The sequence below is a fragment of the Enterococcus sp. DIV0170 genome (assembly GCF_051710765.1).
GTDB classification, from domain to species: domain Bacteria; phylum Bacillota; class Bacilli; order Lactobacillales; family Enterococcaceae; genus Enterococcus_A; species Enterococcus_A raffinosus.
On the sequence record NZ_JBIOLG010000001.1, the window covers coordinates 2,615,152 to 2,634,071 of the forward strand.

Below are 18,920 nucleotides of genomic sequence, written 5' to 3' on the forward strand. Positions count from 1 at the left end.
CTCCTTTTGCTATCCTTTGATATAAGCAAATAATGCGTTAATCTCGGATTGATTGATTGCTAAATTATGCTCTGTAAACAATTGCTCTATTTCTTTGTTATAAGTTGAAGTGATCTTATCAGCGTCATCCGTTTTGTTTCCTTCCATCATGTATTGCTGATCAAAAGTAATTCGATGAACCATCAGAAAGACATGCAAGAGGAACGCTTCACGATATTCTTGATTCAACTGCTCTTGGAATAGACACAGCAACTTTTCGTAAATGGTATACGCCTGTAAGATCAGCTCCTTGCTAAAATCCTCTAGTGAGGTTCGATTCCCCGCTGGCTCCAGCCTCAACTTCTTCGTTCCCTGCTGCGGCGACTGACTCAATATTTTTTTGACTGCCTGCTGGATCTTTTCTAAATCCTGTTTGGTCGGCAGTGGATGAACCTTGATGAATTCACAGGTCATTCCCTCAATAGGGAAAATGCTGATCACCAATTCCGGTTCCTTCTGTTTGATGATCTCCTGAGCATTCAGCACCGAAGCAAAGGCCGCGATCTCAATATTGGAAAGCTCCTCCGAAATTTTCTGCTTAATCAAGCTTGTTACCCCTAAGCCGGTCGAGCAAACATAAACTGCCCGCACACTTCGCGAATCCACCTCTTTCTCATAGGAAACAAGAAAGTGCAACGCGATATAGGCGATAAAGGAATCATTGATCAGGACACTCTTTCCTCGAATTTCCCGCCGTACCACTGTTTCGATCGCGTCAAAAAGCTCAGGGTACTTCGCTTTGATATCATCCTTGAAGGGATTGTACTCATTCACGAATTTCTGTTTGCGCGACAATCGCATCGACAAATGCGCATAAAGATTGGTCAACAGCTGCGGATCATTCGAAAAGGAGTAGTGGATCTTTTTACTCACCTTCTGGATCAGATTCTCCGTCAATGCCATGACATCCTGCTGCAGATCATTTTCGAAGGTATCACTATAAATGTAGCGATACTCGTCTTCAAACAAGGGCAGCTGATAATGAGCAAACACCTGCTGCATCAATAAGTAAGAGAGTTCCTGCTGTTCTTTCGGATCATTCAGCAACTGGTAACGACCGATCGTATATTCATTTTGCAAACGAACGGTGGCGATCGCGACTCGGATCAGCATGTTCAATAGCTCGGCATAGTTCAGCTCGGCGGTATCAATTTGCTTCAACAGGTGCCGCATATCCGCTAATACTTGATTGAAGACCGCTTGAAAAGCTGTTCCTTTAGCTGAGTAAAGCTCATAGCCTTCTTGCTTTTCACTTTGTAAAAGCAGCTCCATGATTTTGTAAATGTCATAATCCGTCAGCTCTTTTTGTAGGACCTCCTCGATCAGCAGACGAACCTGATGCTCCGGTCCCGAGATCAAAAAGCCTTTTCGCGGCAGCCGCTCAAGCGTCATTCCTTGCTCCTTCAGCTGCTTCTCCAGAATCTCCAGATCATTAAGGATCGTGTCCTTACTGACCATCAAGCGATCCGCCAGTTCAAAGGAAGTGATCGCCTGATTCGTAAGCATTAAGTGGATACTCAAGCGATCCAAGCGCAAGGTCTGATCAGCGAACAATTCTAAGCGATCAACATCCATCAACTCGCTTTTTAATTTGATTCGTTCAGAATCACTCAGCTCCAGCCACACCCCTTGACTTCGTTTACTCGTCAAGTCATGCTTTCGTTCCTGCAGCCATAAACGGATGTCATCCAGATCATATTTGATCGTGCGGACGCTTACATTTTGTTGCTTTGCCAACTCTTTAGTCGTTATCGGCTCTGCGTTTTCAAGAAATTGCAGCAAGACTTGAATTTGTCTTTTCGTTATCTGTTGCATCATGCTCTCTCCTTACACGTTTTACTATAGTGATTTGTGTTTCTCGTAACAATATGAAATGATTGCACTTACTCTAGTGCAAAAAGTCCTTATTCCATAAGATATGCAGTATATCAATCCTTGTTTTTACTGAAAAAAAGCAAAGTAACCGTCAGCACTCGACATTTACTTTGCACTAATCACTTTATTAAAGTAGCATCTTTCTGGCTGCTTGTATGCCCCAAACCAAAAATTTTGGTCTGATAAAAAAATTTGGTAAAAAAACGCCCCTAAAAATAGGGACGCTCTCCAAAACGAATCTACATGTAATTTTATTGATTGTAGTTGTTGCTATATCTATTAAGGATTCCTGCCACAGCGACTCCAAAAATGTCACTCACTTCTTATCTTTCCTCTGCGCCAAAAAATCAAAAGGACAACGATCCCTAGCAGAAAAAGACCGATCAGTACAAATGGGAAGGTGTGACTTTTCTTTAACGTGACATCTTTCTCATTCAACTTTCTAGCGATCTCCCCTTCAATTCGAAAGTCCTGTTCAAAAATCCATTGGTTTTCGTAGGTAAGCGGCTTATCTTTAGTTTTGTTTCCCGAGACAGTCATGGAAAGATGATAGTCACCCGGCTCCAAGGCCTGCTTGTTCAATGAAATAGGCAGAGAAAAAGTGGAATTCGGCGCGATTTGTCCTTCCTCTTTTTCTACTTGGTAAAGGACCTGATCACTGTCTTTTTTCCGGATTTCCGCCGTGATCGCTACTTGATTGATGTAGGCCATTTGATCATTTTGCAGCGTTGCTTGAATAACATTTCGGGCATTCAAGTGTCCAGGCTTTACCTCGTGAAGAACGAGATTTGGGGATACGTCTTTTTTTGTTTGTCGAAGTAACAGAGCAACGATGTATGAATAGTCATTATCGATGGCTAAGCCTTTTTCAGCTGAGTCCTTGCTTGTTGTCTCTTCCGCTTCTTCCTCAAAGGTAATGCCTCCAGCGATGACTCCGTCAAATGCTGTACTCGGCATCTTTACTTGAAAGGTGACAATTTGCTTACTCTTCGGCTTCAAAACCACCGACGAAGGATAATCAACCAACTCGCTTAAATCGTACAGCAAGCTTTGATCCTTCTTAATCGTATTTTCTCCATAGTCAATAATGACATTGGAATTGGTGATCGCATTGTTGATGGCGATTTTTCCCTTTACCTCTTTTTCCGTATCATTTTTCAGCTTCACCTTTAGCTCCGTTGTCTGATTCGGTGCCAGCAATAAATCAAAATACGTCTTTTCCTTATCTATTTGATATTCTGATGGCAGCGGGGTCACGGAATAATTAAACTCACTTGCCTTTCCAACGATTGGATGAACAGTGACCAACCCGAGCAACGTGAAAAACAGCGTGACTGTGATAATTAGTTTTTTCAATCTATCCCTCCTCTCTAATTCATTAATTATCTGGGACATTGGCTAATGTCCATGACAGTGTTCCTTTAAACGTCCCTATTCGCTGGTACTCAACTGGAATTTCAGCTCGAATTCCTCGTTGTGAAGTGTCATCCAGCAGGGCGCTTAAATCCGTCTCCCCCTTCTTATTACTTTCAAAAAGGGTAATTGCGGCATCACCAATCGTTTCTGATGTACTGTCTGTGACAAAGCTCAAAATATCAGGCATTACGGTCTGCCCATCGGTAAATGCCTGGGTTTGCTTTAGTTCCACGCGCCAACCGTTTGAGGCACGTTCGTCCATGATTTTCAGTCCTTCAGTCGGACGACCGAATAGCTTTAAAACGTTGGTTGATACCTTTTGTGTCCCAAAGGCTATTTGATTGGGGGCTTCAAGAAAATAAAGCTCTCCTGTACGATAATAGAAGTAAATATCCTGTGAACTGTCGGAAAACGTTCCTTCCACATTGCCAGAGTCCTTTTTAAATACAAATCCAGCGATATCCTCGGGCGTTTCTTTATAGGTGTCACCGATCGTTCCAGTGATTTGCTTAGGTGGAGCAATATCTAGGTTGGTGGCTTCCTCCTTGTAGAAAACCGAGAGCGTTTTTTCTTTTGGCTTAGCTATTTTGACTGACACCTCATTGGACTTTTGCAACAAGGCGGCTTCTTCTAGATACTCAAAGTTCATAGGGAGCACTTTTTCAGGTGTCCCATCCTGCAACGTTGCCTTGAGCTCGATGCGCATATCTTTTTCTAAAATTAAGTAATTGCTTAAATCAAGTGTGAGACGGCTACCTGCGATAGTAATGTCTGCTTCAGCTACTTGGACACCATCAACAGATAAGGAGCCTTTTTCATAAGAGAGTTCAGTAGGAAGCGTCAGACTTACCTGCGGCTGGCTGACTTTTGATCCCACCAAGTCATTGTCGATGTTCAATGTATTTTTGAAAGTAAGCTGGTCACTCTTACTCGCCTCGACAGCTGTAGTAAAAGCTCCCCCATTGACACTGATCTCAGCCGTTGACTGAACACTCGATGGAATCTGAGTCATCGCTAACGCGTTCTCTTGGTATTTGCCTCCTGTTGAGGAAGTAAAGCCCCAGTAAACACTTGTCGTGCCAAATTGAGCATTGAGGTCATTGACTACATAAGAAGAAGTTCCCACACCGTCCAGTTCATAGGCCAATCGTCGAGCATTGGCTTCCCAACGAACTGTCAACATGCGCCAAGTATCGTTGGATAAATAAGTTGAAGCAATCGTCACCCCAGCGTGTTCATTCGTGTAATTATTGTTGTTTGCCTTCGGTGTCACGAATGCGATATGCCCGCGTCCATTGGTATCTCCACTGATCTCTCGATCCATTCGATCCGCAGAGCCCTGATTTTTATACGTATCAAACTCAATCGATAGACCATTTTGGACATAAGGTTCCCCTGATCTAGTAGAATAAGCGCCGATCCCCATCCCAGAAGAGCCAATAACCTGTGTTGGATCGTTCGTCATCCTCGGATCATTGGTCAAGGTGAAGGTCATACCATCCCCTGCATTCCCTTGTTGATTGCCTAAATATAAATAGCTTTTAAACGTAAAGTCGGACAACAAACTGATCGGCCTTTTTGACCAGATGGCTCCTTTTTGCGAGGCAGTCGCCGGATTTAATTGAAGCAGCTTCCCATCCTCTAAAATACTCGTGCTATTGCCTATAGGTGCTTGAAATACCTTATCGATGGGAATAATCGTAGGGTCCTGCGGCAAGGAAGCCGCGTAGGGAGTCGCAGAAACTTCTTGCCGTGTTTCTTCTATTGTTGCCATAGTTGCTGGATCGGAGTCTGGTGTATCCGAAGACAATGATTCACTAGCCAGAATAGAACTAGCCGTTGTCGAAGACTCTTCCGTATGCTGCTCTTTACTTTGAGAGGTATCTGTATTTAGATTTAGCTCTTTCGAACTGGCGGTTTCAGCGGCACTGCTCGCTGAACACCCCAGCAGCAAGGCAAAGCCGCCTGCTGCAGCTGCTATAAGGAGGATTCGTTTCATTCCTGTCATTTCTTTTACCTCTATATAATTAATTTTGTGGTACATCCGTCAGGGTCCACCCTTTATTTGCCCCGCGATTATAGGATCAGTCGGATCGATTGGCTGAGCATTAACTATTATCCGGAGTATTCTCAAGGGTCCAGACTAGCTGCGTCGAGTACTGCTGAGCAAGCTTGACCGATTCTCCCGGAACAAAAAGCTGAACCGCGTCGGCATTATCCGCTGTATCTGATCCAAAACGATAAACCCACGTACCAACACCGGTTCCTTTTTTGGCATTGACCGCTAAGGCATTGCTCTGTCCAGGAGTCAAAATGATTTCTGAACTAACATTTGTTGGTGTGTATTTTCCATCCACAGACGAAGCGACTGCTCCTTTTGTCAATTTTAGTTGCGCCCCTTCAAGCTCGTCTCCGGCTGTTGTTTCAAATTGCTTCGGTTGGGAGATGCTTAATTTCCAGCCATCGAGCGTCCCTCTTCTGTCCGTGATTTGAACATAGGTTGGCTTTGTCGAGCCGTCCTTCATTTCATCTGGTGCGGCGTAGTAGGTTTTGTCCGCTGTTGAAATCTTCTGTGGACCAAATTTAAATTTTGACCCATAATCAATCGACAACGCCCCGCCTGTTCCTGGCCCTGGAGGATCGGTAGGGTCCACAGGATTGGTCGGATCAGGGTTTTCTGGATCGACTGGCGGCGTCACACCATCATCTCCTGCCTCAAAAGTGATCGTGCCTTCTGTGGTATATTCCTTAGGAAACGTTTCTGCGGCAGCCGCTGTTGTTCCGATAACTCCGCCTAATAAGATGACTGCGGTAATTGCTAAAATGTTTTTCATGATTAAATAGCCTCTTTTCTTTTTTTGATTAAAATAAAACAACTAACACTTCCCCATAAAAACAAGCCTAGATAGCTGTAGATAAAGTCGTCAGATGCGCCTGTATTGGGCAGAACGGCTTGACCAGATGCTAAATTTCTTTGTGTTCCTTGAGCAGAAGTATTTTTATGATTGGTCCCTCTGCCTGTATTTTGTTCTTCTTTCTGATTCGATTGTTCCTCATAGGTGCCGTAAAAGCTCACTTGACCGTTCGTCTCATAGGCTGCTCTTTCTTCCGCCTCTGCCGGCTTTACGTTTGAGGTTGCCGCTAAGAGTACAAACGACAAGAGAACCATCAGATATTTCATGTCTAATCCCCCTTTGATACATCCTATTTCAGATCTAACTTTTTCCAATGCGCGCGTAAAATTTCTAGATCCTTTGTTTCATGACAAACAAGAATAACTCGTTAAAAATTGTTATCTTTCAGTAAATCATGCTTCCTTAAAAAAACACTTATTTTTTTCCTAGGAATAAAAAACGATAGACTGTTAGAAGATAATTTTTTTCCCAACTTTTTTACATATTCTAAAACTTACTGTTGTATAAATGTTTGTCACGTGTGATATAGTATCAATGCCTACCCACCCTTTTCAAATACAAATTATGTACAGAGCGATACACAAACAGTAAAAATAACAGAGGTGACATTATTATGATCAAGCATTCGATCCTGCGAAAATTGAACGTCCTTTTTTACATTATCCGAAAAGAAAGCACATCGTTAGCCGAACTGTCCCAACAGCTGAACATCCCGAAAAGAACAGTGAAAGAGGACCTGAAGAACATCAATGAGCTGATGCAGGATGAATTTCTGTTAGACAACTTTCTACTTTCCAGTCGTCAAGGGGTCATCACCATCCACCCGGATTATCAACAGGATGCCGTTAAAAACGCCTATAGCCTGAAGCTATCGCTGCTAAAAAGTCAGATGATCTTCAATTTATGCGTGCTTCTGATCACCAATGCCACCATCAGTAAAGATGAGCTGTTAGATACGTTGTTTATCTCAGACGCCTACCTGACTAAGCTGACGGTTCAATTGAAACAATTTCTAAAGCGCTATCGCATTGAAATTGACAGTACGAATGATCATTATTCGCTTACGGGAAATGAATTAGATGTACGGCTGTTTTCTTATATTCTTTTGCAGGACAGCTTTCAAAGTCTTGAATGGCCGTTTACGACTGTCACGAAAGAACAGATCAAACAAATGGTGCCAGAGGAAATTTTGAAGGTCTCACATACTATTTCTCCAACAAAGCGACATTCCCTGTATTTGCTGTATCAGCTGTTGCGCTCCCGCTACGATCACCAACGCTTTTTAAACTTTGAGCTCCCGCCTGCTATCGAGGAGGTGCTTGAATTGATGGTGACGCAATACGATGGCGCCTGTGTCCTTCACGCCAGCAGCTATGAAGATATCCCAGCCGTTCATTACCGCCAAGAGCAGCTCTTTTTTAACTTCATTCAGCACATCTTTACACCGGATTCGATCCCTTATCAGGTAAAGATCGATTTAGGTCGCTTGTACAGTCTGTCCAATACGGGCTTTTGTCGTTTTTCTAATGAAATCTATGACGCCTTTATGACAATTTCAAAGTTTCCGATTCCAGAAGAAAGCGCTCACCTTTATCGTTATTACTTGGTTCTTTTAAAAACCTTGTACGCCTTAGTTGAAGACCGCTTTGAAAACTTTCTCGATCTCTATATACCAAAGTCAGTCTTTCACCTAGGCACCGAAAATGATTATATTGCCGCCATTCGCCAGACCATGAGTGAACGGATTGACGATCCGCGACAAGCCGCGTATATCAGCAGCTTGCTCTATTCCTTGTCTACATCTGAAAAGCAAACACAGGTCACCCTCTACCTGCAAATGAATAAAAATTTTATGGCCATCCATGCCTTAAAAAGCCGACTTGGGGCTATCTTCAACTCAGAGAATATTTATATTACAGAGGACTATTCAAAGGCGGATATTGTCGTGACTGACTCCTTGGAGAAGTCGACAACCGAAGATAAGCTAATTTTTTACTTCGATTCCTTGAACAATGATGACGCTTGGGAACACCTGCTGATGTTGATCCGAAAACGCTATATGAAAAAACGTGAGAAGTTGAATTTTGAGGAGAAGCTAAAGAGCTAGGAAGCCTATTTATCAGGTTTCCTAGCTCTTTAGCTAATATATTTTTTGTGATGTAGGTTCAAAAAACTATACTGCTAACTATTTCATTAACTTCCGCAGCAAATAATACAAGCCAAACCAAAGCACCAGACTCACTAAGATAGTAATGATCCATCCTGAAGCGTTATGCTCCAACGGCAGCGGCATGTTCATGCCGAAAAAGCCGGAAACGATCGTAGGAATCGTCAACAGGACGGATAAGACCGTCAGCACACGCATCGTGTCATTCAAGTTATTATTCAACACATTATTATAGGTACCAGATAATTGCTGCAAAATTTGAGAGGATAGCTGTGTCATTTCCACTAATTGCTGTGCCTCGATCAGCACATCATCCAAGCTCTCCTTCTCCTGATCACTCAACCGCCGATAGATGCCATGACTCTTGATTTGCTGGACTAAGAGGACATTTTGCCGTGAAGCCGTGACGAAATACACGATCCCCGTCTCTAAATCAGATAGTAGCAGCAAATTCTGCTTTGTGGTCTTCTCCTTTAACAGGTTACTAATCCGCTTACGGTCACGATCCATCCCCTCAACAAAGGGAAAATACTGATCAGAAATAATGAAGAGACTGCCGAATAGCAGCTCAAACAAGGTACTCTTCGGATTTTTCTCTAAGTAATTCTTTATCTCAAAGAATATGTATTTACTCTGCTGATTAGTTACCGTGATCAACGTTTGCTTGACCACGATAAAGGTCATAGGAACTGTCTCATAATGATTATCTATTTTGCGCCGATTGGGTGCATTGAAAATCAGTAGCAGTACATCGGTTTCTTTGTCATAATCCAGATGCGCCCGTTCATTCCGGTCCAAGGAATAATCCACGAATTCACTATCGATTCCATAATCCCGATAAAGATTCTTCAACTCGTCTTCATTTTCCGCGTCAATATTAATCCAGCTGTTCATTTTATTGTTGAAAACTTCTTTTGTATACATCGACTTATCTCCTAGCTATCAGTCTGTCCGTTAGCATTCTATCACAGAACAGAGAGAATGCACCATTCGGCTCTTTGAAAGCTTGGTTCTCTTGGGAAATAGGGTAAATGGATATATGCTCGTGTTGAATGCGAACCTTGTAGAATACTTCAAAGTACATCCACTTCGTCCCTATGCTTGTAAATATCACTATTGGACGGACAATAGGCGTGGCAGGGTACAAGGCTGACTGAATAAAGAGCTTCAGCTTCTCTTATAAATACTTCTGATTTCTATTTGCTTTTCTATACACATTGACTACCCTACCAAATGGTAGTATAATTAAACTACCATTTGGTAGGAAAATGGAAAATAAGTAGCTTAGCAGGTAGATAATTATGAAAACAAAACAACGAATATTGATGTGTGCCTTGGAATTGGCCTCTGAAAATGGAATGGGCAATGTAACATTGCAAAAAATAGCAGACAAGGTCGGTGTTCGCAAAGCGACTCTTTTTAGTCACTACAAGTCAAAAGATGAAATATTTGAAGCGCTTTACCAATACCTTCGTGAGACTGCTATGCAAAAGCGGATGTCACCGCCTATAGATTATATCGCTTTTTTTGAAGGTAAATCTGCCGTTGAGGTTCTTGAGCATATTGTACTGGGATACAAGCAGATGAACGAAGACAAGAATATCTCTGCTTTTTATAAATTTATTTATACAGAACGTGTCCTAAACCCTATGGCCGCAAAGATTATGATTGAAGAAACTGAAACCATGCTAGATAAAACAAGAGAATTATTGAGCGCCATGCAGGAGCAAGAATTACTAACATTTCCAAACCTCGAAACGGCAGTCACATCGTTTTGTCTTACCATTCATGAACTTCTAGATTTAGAAAGAGACTATGCAGTGAATGGGCAACAAACCATTGGTGAAACACGAATAAAAGAATATATTAGTGGCTTCTGCTCAGAATATTCACCGAACCATCAGGCTAGGAAGTAGCGGAGGATTGTCAAAACAATCGATTCTTTCTTCAAATACGTAAAAGAGAGTTGCATCCCTATATTCTATGGAGACTGAAATAGGCCTTTATTGGAAAAATGAGTTTTTTGATACCCACAGGAACTTGAACATGACTTTTTCTTCTGATGCAGATAGTTTTTGCATAAATGCACGCAAATGAAGAAGTTTTGTCTGGTTAAAAAAAATACAAATGGAGGGATTGATATGTCTAGGATATCAAATGTTACATTGAACCAAGAGCCAGAGCACTACACAGTAACCATCCGTAAAACGATTGATTTTTTGAAAGAGTTCCCACAAACCGCAGAACAATCATTTAAACTTACTGCCCAATATCTAAATGAACTGGGGATCTCCCCTACGGGTGGTGCAATCGTCTGTTACCACAATCAAGATCTAAAAGCCTGCGACGTAGAAATGGGCTGGCAGATTACACAGCAGGTTGAAGATAAGGGAGATATGATTTGTCGTTTCGTACCTAGCCGAAAAATTGTATCCGCTATCGACCTTGGTCCTTATAATGATTCTGACCCTACGATGGAAGCGGTATTTAACTGGATAAAAGAAAAAGGTATTCATCCACAGGGCACCATCTACAATTATTATCTAAATGACCCAAATCGGCCAGAAACAGAATACCTCACTCAAATCTTTATGCCTGTGAAAGAACTTTAAACTACAAAACATGAAAGTCGCATACAAAGCAATAATGGATGCAATTCTAGGAGTCACTAGCTTTTCAAAACGTGAGTCCTAGCGAAGAAAAGGACCCATTAGCTACTGTCCAACAAGCGATTTCTACTTCGTTTGGATAAAGCGCAATTTTCAAACCTAAAACAGAGCTATCCTGGAAATAAAATGGCTTCGCGTATTTGAAATACCTAGGAGGATCGCTTGATATCGGTTCCGTAACAAAAAATGGTAACGCAACGTTAGATGCACAATCAACAGCTTTCTCTAAAGTTGTTCACATTCCACGCCGCTGTTCTCTTTGTTAGTAGGTGTGGGATGTGAATACAGTATGTTTCTCCTTACAAATATACCTTTGCATTGATCAAACTTTCAGTCTTTTATACGTACAAGTAGGTTAGCCATTTAAACGGTTCATATTTTTAATAGAAAAGAGGAATAAAGTAGTGAGCATCAGAAAAAAGACACTAGTAAATTGGTTGGGATTGTTAGGCTTGGTAAGCCTTCTCTCTTTTACCGTTGCCATAATTTTTGCACCTCTAGCATATCCTGGCTACGACTGGAAAAGCCAAGCAGTCAGTGATTTGAGCGCGGCTAACGCGCCATCGCGGACACTTTTCACTCAACTCAATAGCCTGTTTGGCCCTTGTGGAATCGTTTGTCTGATGATGGTTTGCATCAACATTCAAAATAGGCTTCGCAAACCGACGCGCTGGGGAATTTATCTTTTTACAGCAATGACTTGGGTCGTGAATATTGGCTACACTATGTTTCCTCTGTCGGAAAGCGGCTTTGCCGAAAGTTTTCAGGATATAATGCACGGTGTCGTTACCCTCTTGGTCGTACTGCTATCTCTTACATCTCTAGCAATGATTATTATCGGGGGATTTGGAAAGAAGAGTTTTTTATCGCTGGCTGCTTGGGCATTTGTAACATTACTGTGTATGCTGGTAGGAGCTGTTGGCGTAATTATTGTTCCTTCTGAATACTTTGGTATGGTTCAACGAGTTAGCCTATTTTCCACGGCAATTTTTACAGCTGTACTAGGATTGTATTTATTTTTTGGAAAATTTGATGCTATGGATACGCATTTTACAGCGACAAAAAAGTAGGAGTTTTGAAGCCGGCACTAGATAGACAATCGACTTAAAACAATAACGGCTTAATTTTTATAAGGAATAGAAGTGAGAATTCTCCGAATTACTTCGAAAAAAATGAAGCGCCATCAAGGCTGTTCTTGATTCGCTCCATTCTCACTTACTATTCTGTTTTATTATAATGATTGATCGGACCCTCTCAAAAGTCTTTTCACATGATCTTTGTCTCTTCCTCATCCCCACACACCTGCTCATAAACCGTATCATGCAGCCGATATCCCTGCCCCCAACAAGTCTCGATGATCGGGCCTTCGATGTGATGGGCGGCCAGCTTATTCTTGAGATGCTTCACCAACACGGAGAGCTGCGACATGCTGGAATTACTTTTCTGCTTGTTCCACATACGCAGGCAGATTTCTTCCCGTGACACCGTTTGATTCTTTTGCCCATACAAAATTTTGAACAGCCTTCGTTCTGCTGTACTTAAGGATAGGTTAGCGACAGTACGTTTTTCTGGTGTAGTGGGCAATTGGATAATCTTCTGATTACTGATCAGCTGTTCGCTGCTGAGTTTTTCTCGCAGGACTTCAAGCTCCGGCTGGCTTTCGATCCAATCGGTCACGCCATGTTCTTTCCACTCGTTCAATTGCGCCTCGTCTAGTTTTTCATCCGATTTACGTAGGATGGACAACGGCTGCGTGCCTAGTCTTTTTATGAGCTCTTTGACTTCACTATTCGCGATGGTCTCACTGAGAACGACATGCTGGAAGGCATTGATCATTGCGCTTGTGGAGGTGCCTAAGAGACAGGCCTCGATCATGGTAGCGGAGGTAAAGACCTCATGCCCCAGCTGACGCAATCGTTGTTCAAAGGATTGTTCATTCAATACATTTTTGGTTAATAATAAAATCTGACTCACGGCCATTCCTTCTTTCTGCTCTTTCGCTTTTAGGTAGTGATCTGCTGGGGATGACTTTGGTATTCGCCTTTTAACAGGCAATGGTAAAAATAGGCGTTCAGCTGGTAGCCTTCTCCCCAAAGCGTCAGTACCGCGTCTTCGATTCCATACGTCGCCATTACTTTTTTTCGGATTTTAGTAATGGAAGAGGACAGCTGACTCAGCTTGGAATTCTGGTTCTTCGAGCGCCAGCCGCGACACAGTTCATCACGGGCTAACGACAGGTTCTTCGCCGCCATCAAGCGCTGAATGATGTCCTTCTCCAGCTTCGTAAAATGAATATCTGAAAAATATAACGGAAAGGCTTTTTTCTTGTATTCTGTTATCGGCTGATTCCTGTAAAAGGGCTGAATCGGTTGGCTGTTTGTGAATTCCACTTGATACAGCAGGGTTTTATGAACCAGCTTTTCTCGCAGGCGTTCCAACGATGTCGTCGCCAAGACCCAATCCGAAATATGCCAGTTGTTCCATTCAGAAAACGCCGCCTTCTCCGGCTCCTCCCCCACAATTCGTACTAAACAATCCGTGCTGAACTGTTCGCCAAATACTTTCGCCTCATTGTCTGAAATGGTCTCGCTCAAAAAGATCCACTGGAAGGACTTGATAAAGCTGTCCACTCTGCCAGAGCTTTCCCAGATTTCCCAAATGGAGACAGAGACCAGCACTTCGTAATTCAATTTTTGTAATTGTTCCTGCAAATAGCTTTCCACCGAAATATTCTTCGTTAAGATCAAGATTCGATTCATTTTCCACCTCGCTGTTTATCCTTTGATATGTACAAACCGCTCGAAATATCGAGCGGCAGTGTTTCATTTTTTACCCAGTTAACTGATTTTGAATCAGGATATACAAGCTGATACTCAAACCGATCCAAACGATCGCCAAAAGAAACATGCCCCAATTCGCGATCAGATACGTGGCCTTCTTTTTCTGCGTCTGCTCACAAAAACTCAGGTCTTTGACCAAGAAAAAGATCGCCAGACCGAGTGTCAGCACCGCCATTCCCGCAGACAGCCAGACATAATTGTACATAGATAACCCTCTCTCACTTTCCTATGGCGCTGTCGTTAGCGTCCAATCCATATCCGCCGTATAGGATAGGCCTGCGATACCTGAATGGGCTAATAAATCCAGCTCAACGTCACCAAAGGCGTAATCCAATTGATAGACTCCCTGAGCAGCACCATTTGTTAACGCGACTGTCGTACTGTCAGACGGAATTGATTTATTTCCTGCAGAGCCAATACTTGATAAGGACTCGTTGTCCTTGTTGTAGTTTTGTACTTCTTTCAGGTCGCCATTATTTAGTTGAATCGCTGTCGTTGTTGGCAAGGTCTTCGCACCACTTGTAAATTGTCCAAGCTTGGCAGTCAAACTCCAACCACTCAAGCTCTCCTGATCCATGAAACGGATATACGGATTGTAGCCCGACTGATAAGACGCCGCATCTAAACCTTTCGTTTGTGCGTAAGGCTTCACTTCTACATCCCCGAAACGGAAATCAGGAATATTGATCAATCCAGCATTGCCTGATGGCTTCAAATTCGGTTCATCTGGATCATCAATACGAACGAAATTCTCAGCCGTTAACGGACTGGCCATGTTTCCATCAATTTCAATCTCAGCAGGTAAGACTTGATTGACTGAACCTGTTGCTGTATCTGTGAAGGTGATATCCGCATAGTTATTTGGTCCACCACTTGGAATATTAATTCCTGTCAGATTGAAGCCGCTCGTCCAGTCCGTCGGTGAAACAGTAAAGTTTTGCGACGAACCACCCGCTGGCGTAACGGTTACTTGTGTTGGAGCGGATAGCCCTGCAGCCCAGTTACTCGTTGCTTTCAGTTTCAAATTATTCAAGGTTGACGTTCCAGTATTCGTTAAGCGAGAACTCCAAGCGACATTCCCACCACTTGTCGTTACCTGCGGTGTCGGATTCAAATCTAACGTTGCCGTCGTGTTTCGCGCTTGGTAGTGGTAGCGAATCTCTTTACTACCTTTGATATTGCTAATTACTAACGGCGTACCTGCTGGAACAACCGTACCTACTGCATCTGTTACATTCTCCCAACCAATATAGTCCCAAATATCTCCACTAGAATCAGTTATCGTAGCAATTCCCAAACCATTAAATGGATCATTATCATCTACAGCAGTTGTCTTGGGATTCCCAGCCATTGGTATCAAAGTCGAGCCATCAGAATAATCCACCCATTTTTCAGTAATCGTATGTTCTTTCTTTTTATATACATATTGAATCGTTCTGTTAACGTTAATCGTTGTAGCAACAGCTCCTGTTTTAATTGCACTCATAGGCTCCGTATTAAATTTCCACCCTTGATATTCCCACTCAGTTCCGCTGGAATCAGTTTTAGTTGCGGCTGGCGTTTGCGTGAACACGCTTCCTTGAATAACTGACTTTGAACTATTCCAAGACGTGTCTATCATGTTACTTGAAGGATCGATGTATTCCTCTGTTACCTTCCGACCATTATACTTCTGATAAACAATATGCACTTCATCCGCCGATTCATTCATAGTTGCCGTAAAATTGATAGATGGTGGATAAGTCGTGTCTATATTAGCTTTATTACCTGCTCCTTTGTACCAGCCTTTATACGTATAAATGAAACCTGAATCCTCATAACTTTGCGGCAAAGCAGAATCATTGGTCATTTGATAATGAAATGGATCAGAATCTATGTCTGTCAAGTTACCGTTCACATACCCCGGTGGGGCTGGAATGGATTCAGTTGGTATATGGTTTTCAAAAATTTCCTTAATCTGGTAGAAAGTGGCGTAAAAACGAACAACGTCTCCATCCACTCCATATGCATCAAATGCTTCTTGCATTGTCCATGTCATATCTTTATCCATTATCCTATAGAAAAGGTTGCTTTGGTACCCACCAATGTTACTTCCAAGAATTGGAAGGTCAAATGTGTCATCACTTTGCTTACTGCACTCTATAACGTACATAATCCCATTCCAAGGCACTCCATCTACTTCTCTGTAATGACTTATTGTATTCATAGTTGGTAACGAACCGTTGGTTGGTATCCCTTTAAAAGATTTTACAAAAGGTAAAGGTGTGTTTATTTTCATTTTTGAAGTGTACTCTTGATACCTCTGACCTGACCCTACCGTTCCATTAAAAGCTGGTATATCAATAGAAAAAGTATTTTGTCCTCCAATTTTTGTAATTAATAATGGATTAACTGTTTGAACTGTTGCACCCATTACTGTCACATATTTTCCTTCTACAATTAAAGGTATTGGAAAATCATTTCCCTTTTGATCTTTAAATTCTACATACGTTGTTGCAGCTGGATAGCTCACAGTAAAAGCGTTACTGATTGTCGGATTTACCACCACTCCAAAAATTGTTCCCATAAATATGAACATACTAACAAGGTACTTTATTTTCTTATTCATTCGCTTTTCCTCCCTCTTTCTTAAGATAGAAGAAAAACAACATCACTAAGAATACACCCGCAAATGGCAACGCTAAATGTACCAAATCGCCTGTGCTAGGCAAAAGTTTATCGTCTGTATAATAACGAGTTGTTCCACCTGTGCTTCCACCATCATTATTCCGCAAAAAAAAGAGTCCATTTTGCTTTTCACTAGATTTCGTTTCTGGTAATGAAGAGTCACTTTGTACGACACTATTAGAACTTGAAGAAGAACTAGAAGAGCTGGAACTGGTGGTAGAACTTGTTGTCGAACTCGTAGAGATACTGGTAGATGTTGCTGACGTGCTGTTTGAATCAACAAACCTAACACCCACCTCATTTTGGGTCTTATAGCTTGTTGCATAGACCGTTGCGCCACTCGTTACTAGGCAAAATAATCCGACAAATACAAACCATATTCTATTCTTTTTCATGCAACTCCCTTCCTTTCTTTCGTTTGATCAGGCGAATCACGAGCCAAGCAGACAACGCTGCGGTGATCGTTCCCATAACGTAGAAGCTCGTCGTCCACCAACTTGGAATGAAGATACGGAATGCCGTTTGTTCATTCATCTTCTTCGCCATTTCACGTGTGATCGTGAAATCCTGTTTGAAGTCCCATGTTTTGGTCTTCCCTTTGACTTTCCCAATAAAGGTGTAGTCACCAGCCGAAACCTCCTGCATTCCCCAATCCACTTGGAAAGGAAAAACAGAATTTGGGGCAATCTTAACGTTTTCCAATTTATTATCCGCTAGTGACTTTTTTTGCCCTTTACGAACGATCTTTCCTTCGGCGGTTAATTTCTCCATCGCTTCTGGGTAAGGATTCTGAATACTTGCTTCCAAGACCTTACTGCCATAATCGATTTCAGGTTGCAGCTTTGTCAGCTTCAAATCCGTTTCCCCATACACAGGCGCAAAATCCTGTTCAGTTAACACTAAACCAATCACATAGCCATAGGTATTCTTCACAGACATGCCTTTAGAATCGTCTTCCTTCTCTTCTGATTTCAAAGAGATTCGAATGCCTCCTAGTAAGATCCCTTGAAATTCCTCACTAGGTATTTGAATCTCAATTTCTGCTTTCCCCTCTGAGTAACTCTCAACAGAAACTTCTTTCGTTTTCGGCTTCGCAACCTCCGCAATCGGCAGCTTCATACTCTTATCCGGCTTTTTATCCCGTTCATCGTAGGTAATCAAGCCATTTTTGTTCGTTGCCGCATTGATCACTTCGACTTGATAGCTTTGCTTTTCTGCAGAGGTATTCATGATCTTCACTTCAATGGTCTGTTTCTGTTCAGGTTTCATTAATAGATGGTAGAAACTCACCCGATCATTGACCTGATTCTCAGGTAAAACCGCCTGTACCGTAAAACCGGCACGTTTTTCATTTTCTGTGATCCCTTTTGATTCCTTTGTATCTTCCGCATAACCAGTTAATGGAAAAAGAATCAATACTACTAAACTAAAAATCGGGAATAATCGTTTCATGGTTGGCTCCTTTAGACAAGAACAGGTTGAAGCTGCCATGCAACTTCAGCCTGCCTTTTTTAACTATTTAGATAGAATCTGTTAACGTCCAGTCAATCGTTCCTTCATACTGTTCATTAGCCAAAACATTATTCATTGGAACCGCTGGAATGTTTAGATTGATATTTGTGAATTCTCCTTGCCAATAGCCTTCACCACGACCATCTGCGTTCCCAGGTCCAGTTTCACCAGAAGCGCTCATAACTGTTGTGCTTGTAGTACTCAATGTAACCGCTGAAGTTACTGTATCTGGTGTATGAACCGTTGCACTTGCTGTTGTTGGAGTGGCAACCCACCCAACTGGATTCATTTCATTAATACTTTGTGACATGGTGATTGTTGCACCATCGAGCTTCTTAGTCGCACTAACCTTTAGGTCATCTGTTAATTTAGCCTCTAATTTCCAACCAGAAGCACGAGTACCACGAACATCGCCGACTAAGAAATGTTTAGTCGCCGTATTTGTTCCACCTGTACCACCAGTATTTGTGGCGGGGCTTCCTTCCCAGTTAGTATCAAGAGCAACAACAGTAGTAGGCGTTGTTACAACAGATGTTGGAACTGCAGTCTCCGCAAAGTTGAATTCCTTTGGTACATAAATTAATGCAAAATCTGAATTCGGCGGTACTACTGGCGGATTGACTGGTGGTGTAACTGGTGGCGTAACGATCGTTCCTTTTTTAAATGTCACTGACCCCGTAGAACTTTCACCATATGTTGCCGCCTCTGCCGGTAATGCTGTAGTAACCAACACACCACCAAGAAATGCGGTGCTTAACAATCCTGTGACTAATTTTTTCTTATTCATCTCTTTTCGCTCCTTAAAATAATTTAATTTTTG

At 42.2% G+C, this 18,920-nt stretch carries 17 protein-coding genes; 4 read left to right on the forward strand and 13 right to left on the reverse strand.

Annotation, left to right across the window (positions count from 1 at the left end):
• Positions 1-9: 9 nt before the first annotated feature.
• From IGI50_RS12640 to IGI50_RS12660, 5 genes are all read right to left on the reverse strand, one after another.
• Complete coding sequence (locus tag IGI50_RS12640; RefSeq protein ID WP_438777594.1) at positions 10-1,854, reverse strand: BglG family transcription antiterminator; 1,845 nt, start codon at positions 1,852-1,854, stop codon at positions 10-12.
• Positions 1,855-2,226: 372 nt separating this feature from the next.
• Positions 2,227-3,270, reverse strand: coding sequence for a DUF916 and DUF3324 domain-containing protein (locus tag IGI50_RS12645; RefSeq protein ID WP_438777161.1), 1,044 nt, complete (start codon positions 3,268-3,270; stop codon positions 2,227-2,229).
• A gap of 22 nt (positions 3,271-3,292) precedes the next feature.
• Positions 3,293-5,329, reverse strand: a complete 2,037-nt coding sequence (locus tag IGI50_RS12650; protein ID WP_438777595.1) for a lectin-like domain-containing protein — start codon at positions 5,327-5,329, stop codon at positions 3,293-3,295.
• 109 nt (positions 5,330-5,438) lie between these two features.
• Positions 5,439-6,164 (reverse strand): WxL domain-containing protein, encoded by a 726-nt coding sequence (locus IGI50_RS12655; protein WP_438777162.1) that lies wholly within the window; start codon positions 6,162-6,164, stop codon positions 5,439-5,441.
• A gap of 2 nt (positions 6,165-6,166) precedes the next feature.
• The gene (locus IGI50_RS12660; protein WP_438777163.1) at positions 6,167-6,511 is read right to left on the reverse strand and encodes an LPXTG cell wall anchor domain-containing protein; all 345 of its coding nucleotides are present in this window, start codon (positions 6,509-6,511) and stop codon (positions 6,167-6,169) included.
• 347 nt (positions 6,512-6,858) lie between these two features.
• Here IGI50_RS12660 and IGI50_RS12665 point away from each other — a divergent pair, with 347 nt between their 5' ends.
• Positions 6,859-8,352: a helix-turn-helix domain-containing protein gene (locus tag IGI50_RS12665; RefSeq protein WP_438777164.1), complete on the forward strand. Its 1,494-nt coding sequence runs from the start codon at positions 6,859-6,861 to the stop codon at positions 8,350-8,352.
• Between the two features lie 78 nt (positions 8,353-8,430).
• Here the strand turns inward: IGI50_RS12665 and IGI50_RS12670 are convergent, their stop codons facing one another.
• Positions 8,431-9,336, reverse strand: a complete 906-nt coding sequence (locus tag IGI50_RS12670) for a magnesium transporter CorA family protein (protein WP_438777165.1) — start codon at positions 9,334-9,336, stop codon at positions 8,431-8,433.
• 377 nt (positions 9,337-9,713) lie between these two features.
• On the opposite strand from IGI50_RS12670, the gene IGI50_RS12675 reads away from it, so the two are divergent.
• From IGI50_RS12675 to IGI50_RS12685, 3 genes are all read left to right on the forward strand, one after another.
• Positions 9,714-10,328: a TetR/AcrR family transcriptional regulator gene (locus IGI50_RS12675; protein WP_438777166.1), complete on the forward strand. Its 615-nt coding sequence runs from the start codon at positions 9,714-9,716 to the stop codon at positions 10,326-10,328.
• A 225-nt stretch (positions 10,329-10,553) separates the two neighbouring features.
• Positions 10,554-11,024: a GyrI-like domain-containing protein gene (locus IGI50_RS12680; protein ID WP_438777167.1), complete on the forward strand. Its 471-nt coding sequence runs from the start codon at positions 10,554-10,556 to the stop codon at positions 11,022-11,024.
• A gap of 461 nt (positions 11,025-11,485) precedes the next feature.
• Entirely contained in the window at positions 11,486-12,151 is a 666-nt protein-coding gene (locus tag IGI50_RS12685) for a DUF998 domain-containing protein (protein WP_438777168.1), read from the forward strand.
• A gap of 196 nt (positions 12,152-12,347) precedes the next feature.
• Here the strand turns inward: IGI50_RS12685 and IGI50_RS12690 are convergent, their stop codons facing one another.
• The 7 genes from IGI50_RS12690 to IGI50_RS12720 form a co-directional block, all read right to left on the reverse strand.
• A complete protein-coding gene (locus IGI50_RS12690; RefSeq protein WP_438777169.1) occupies positions 12,348-13,061 on the reverse strand; it encodes a winged helix-turn-helix domain-containing protein in 714 nt (237 codons plus the stop codon).
• A 23-nt stretch (positions 13,062-13,084) separates the two neighbouring features.
• Entirely contained in the window at positions 13,085-13,840 is a 756-nt protein-coding gene (locus IGI50_RS12695) for a winged helix-turn-helix domain-containing protein (protein ID WP_438777170.1), read from the reverse strand.
• Positions 13,841-13,910: 70 nt separating this feature from the next.
• Entirely contained in the window at positions 13,911-14,126 is a 216-nt protein-coding gene (locus tag IGI50_RS12700) for a hypothetical protein (protein ID WP_438777171.1), read from the reverse strand.
• A 21-nt stretch (positions 14,127-14,147) separates the two neighbouring features.
• The gene (locus IGI50_RS12705) at positions 14,148-16,529 is read right to left on the reverse strand and encodes a WxL domain-containing protein (protein WP_438777172.1); all 2,382 of its coding nucleotides are present in this window, start codon (positions 16,527-16,529) and stop codon (positions 14,148-14,150) included.
• On the reverse strand, positions 16,522-16,983 hold the full coding sequence (locus tag IGI50_RS12710) for a hypothetical protein (protein ID WP_438777173.1): 462 nt from the start codon (positions 16,981-16,983) through the stop codon (positions 16,522-16,524). Before IGI50_RS12710 ends, IGI50_RS12705 begins: the two co-directional genes overlap by 8 nt.
• Positions 16,970-18,040, reverse strand: coding sequence for a DUF916 and DUF3324 domain-containing protein (locus tag IGI50_RS12715; protein WP_438777174.1), 1,071 nt, complete (start codon positions 18,038-18,040; stop codon positions 16,970-16,972). Before IGI50_RS12715 ends, IGI50_RS12710 begins: the two co-directional genes overlap by 14 nt.
• A gap of 67 nt (positions 18,041-18,107) precedes the next feature.
• Positions 18,108-18,887 (reverse strand): WxL domain-containing protein, encoded by a 780-nt coding sequence (locus tag IGI50_RS12720; protein ID WP_438777175.1) that lies wholly within the window; start codon positions 18,885-18,887, stop codon positions 18,108-18,110.
• Between the last annotated feature and the right edge of the window lie 33 nt (positions 18,888-18,920).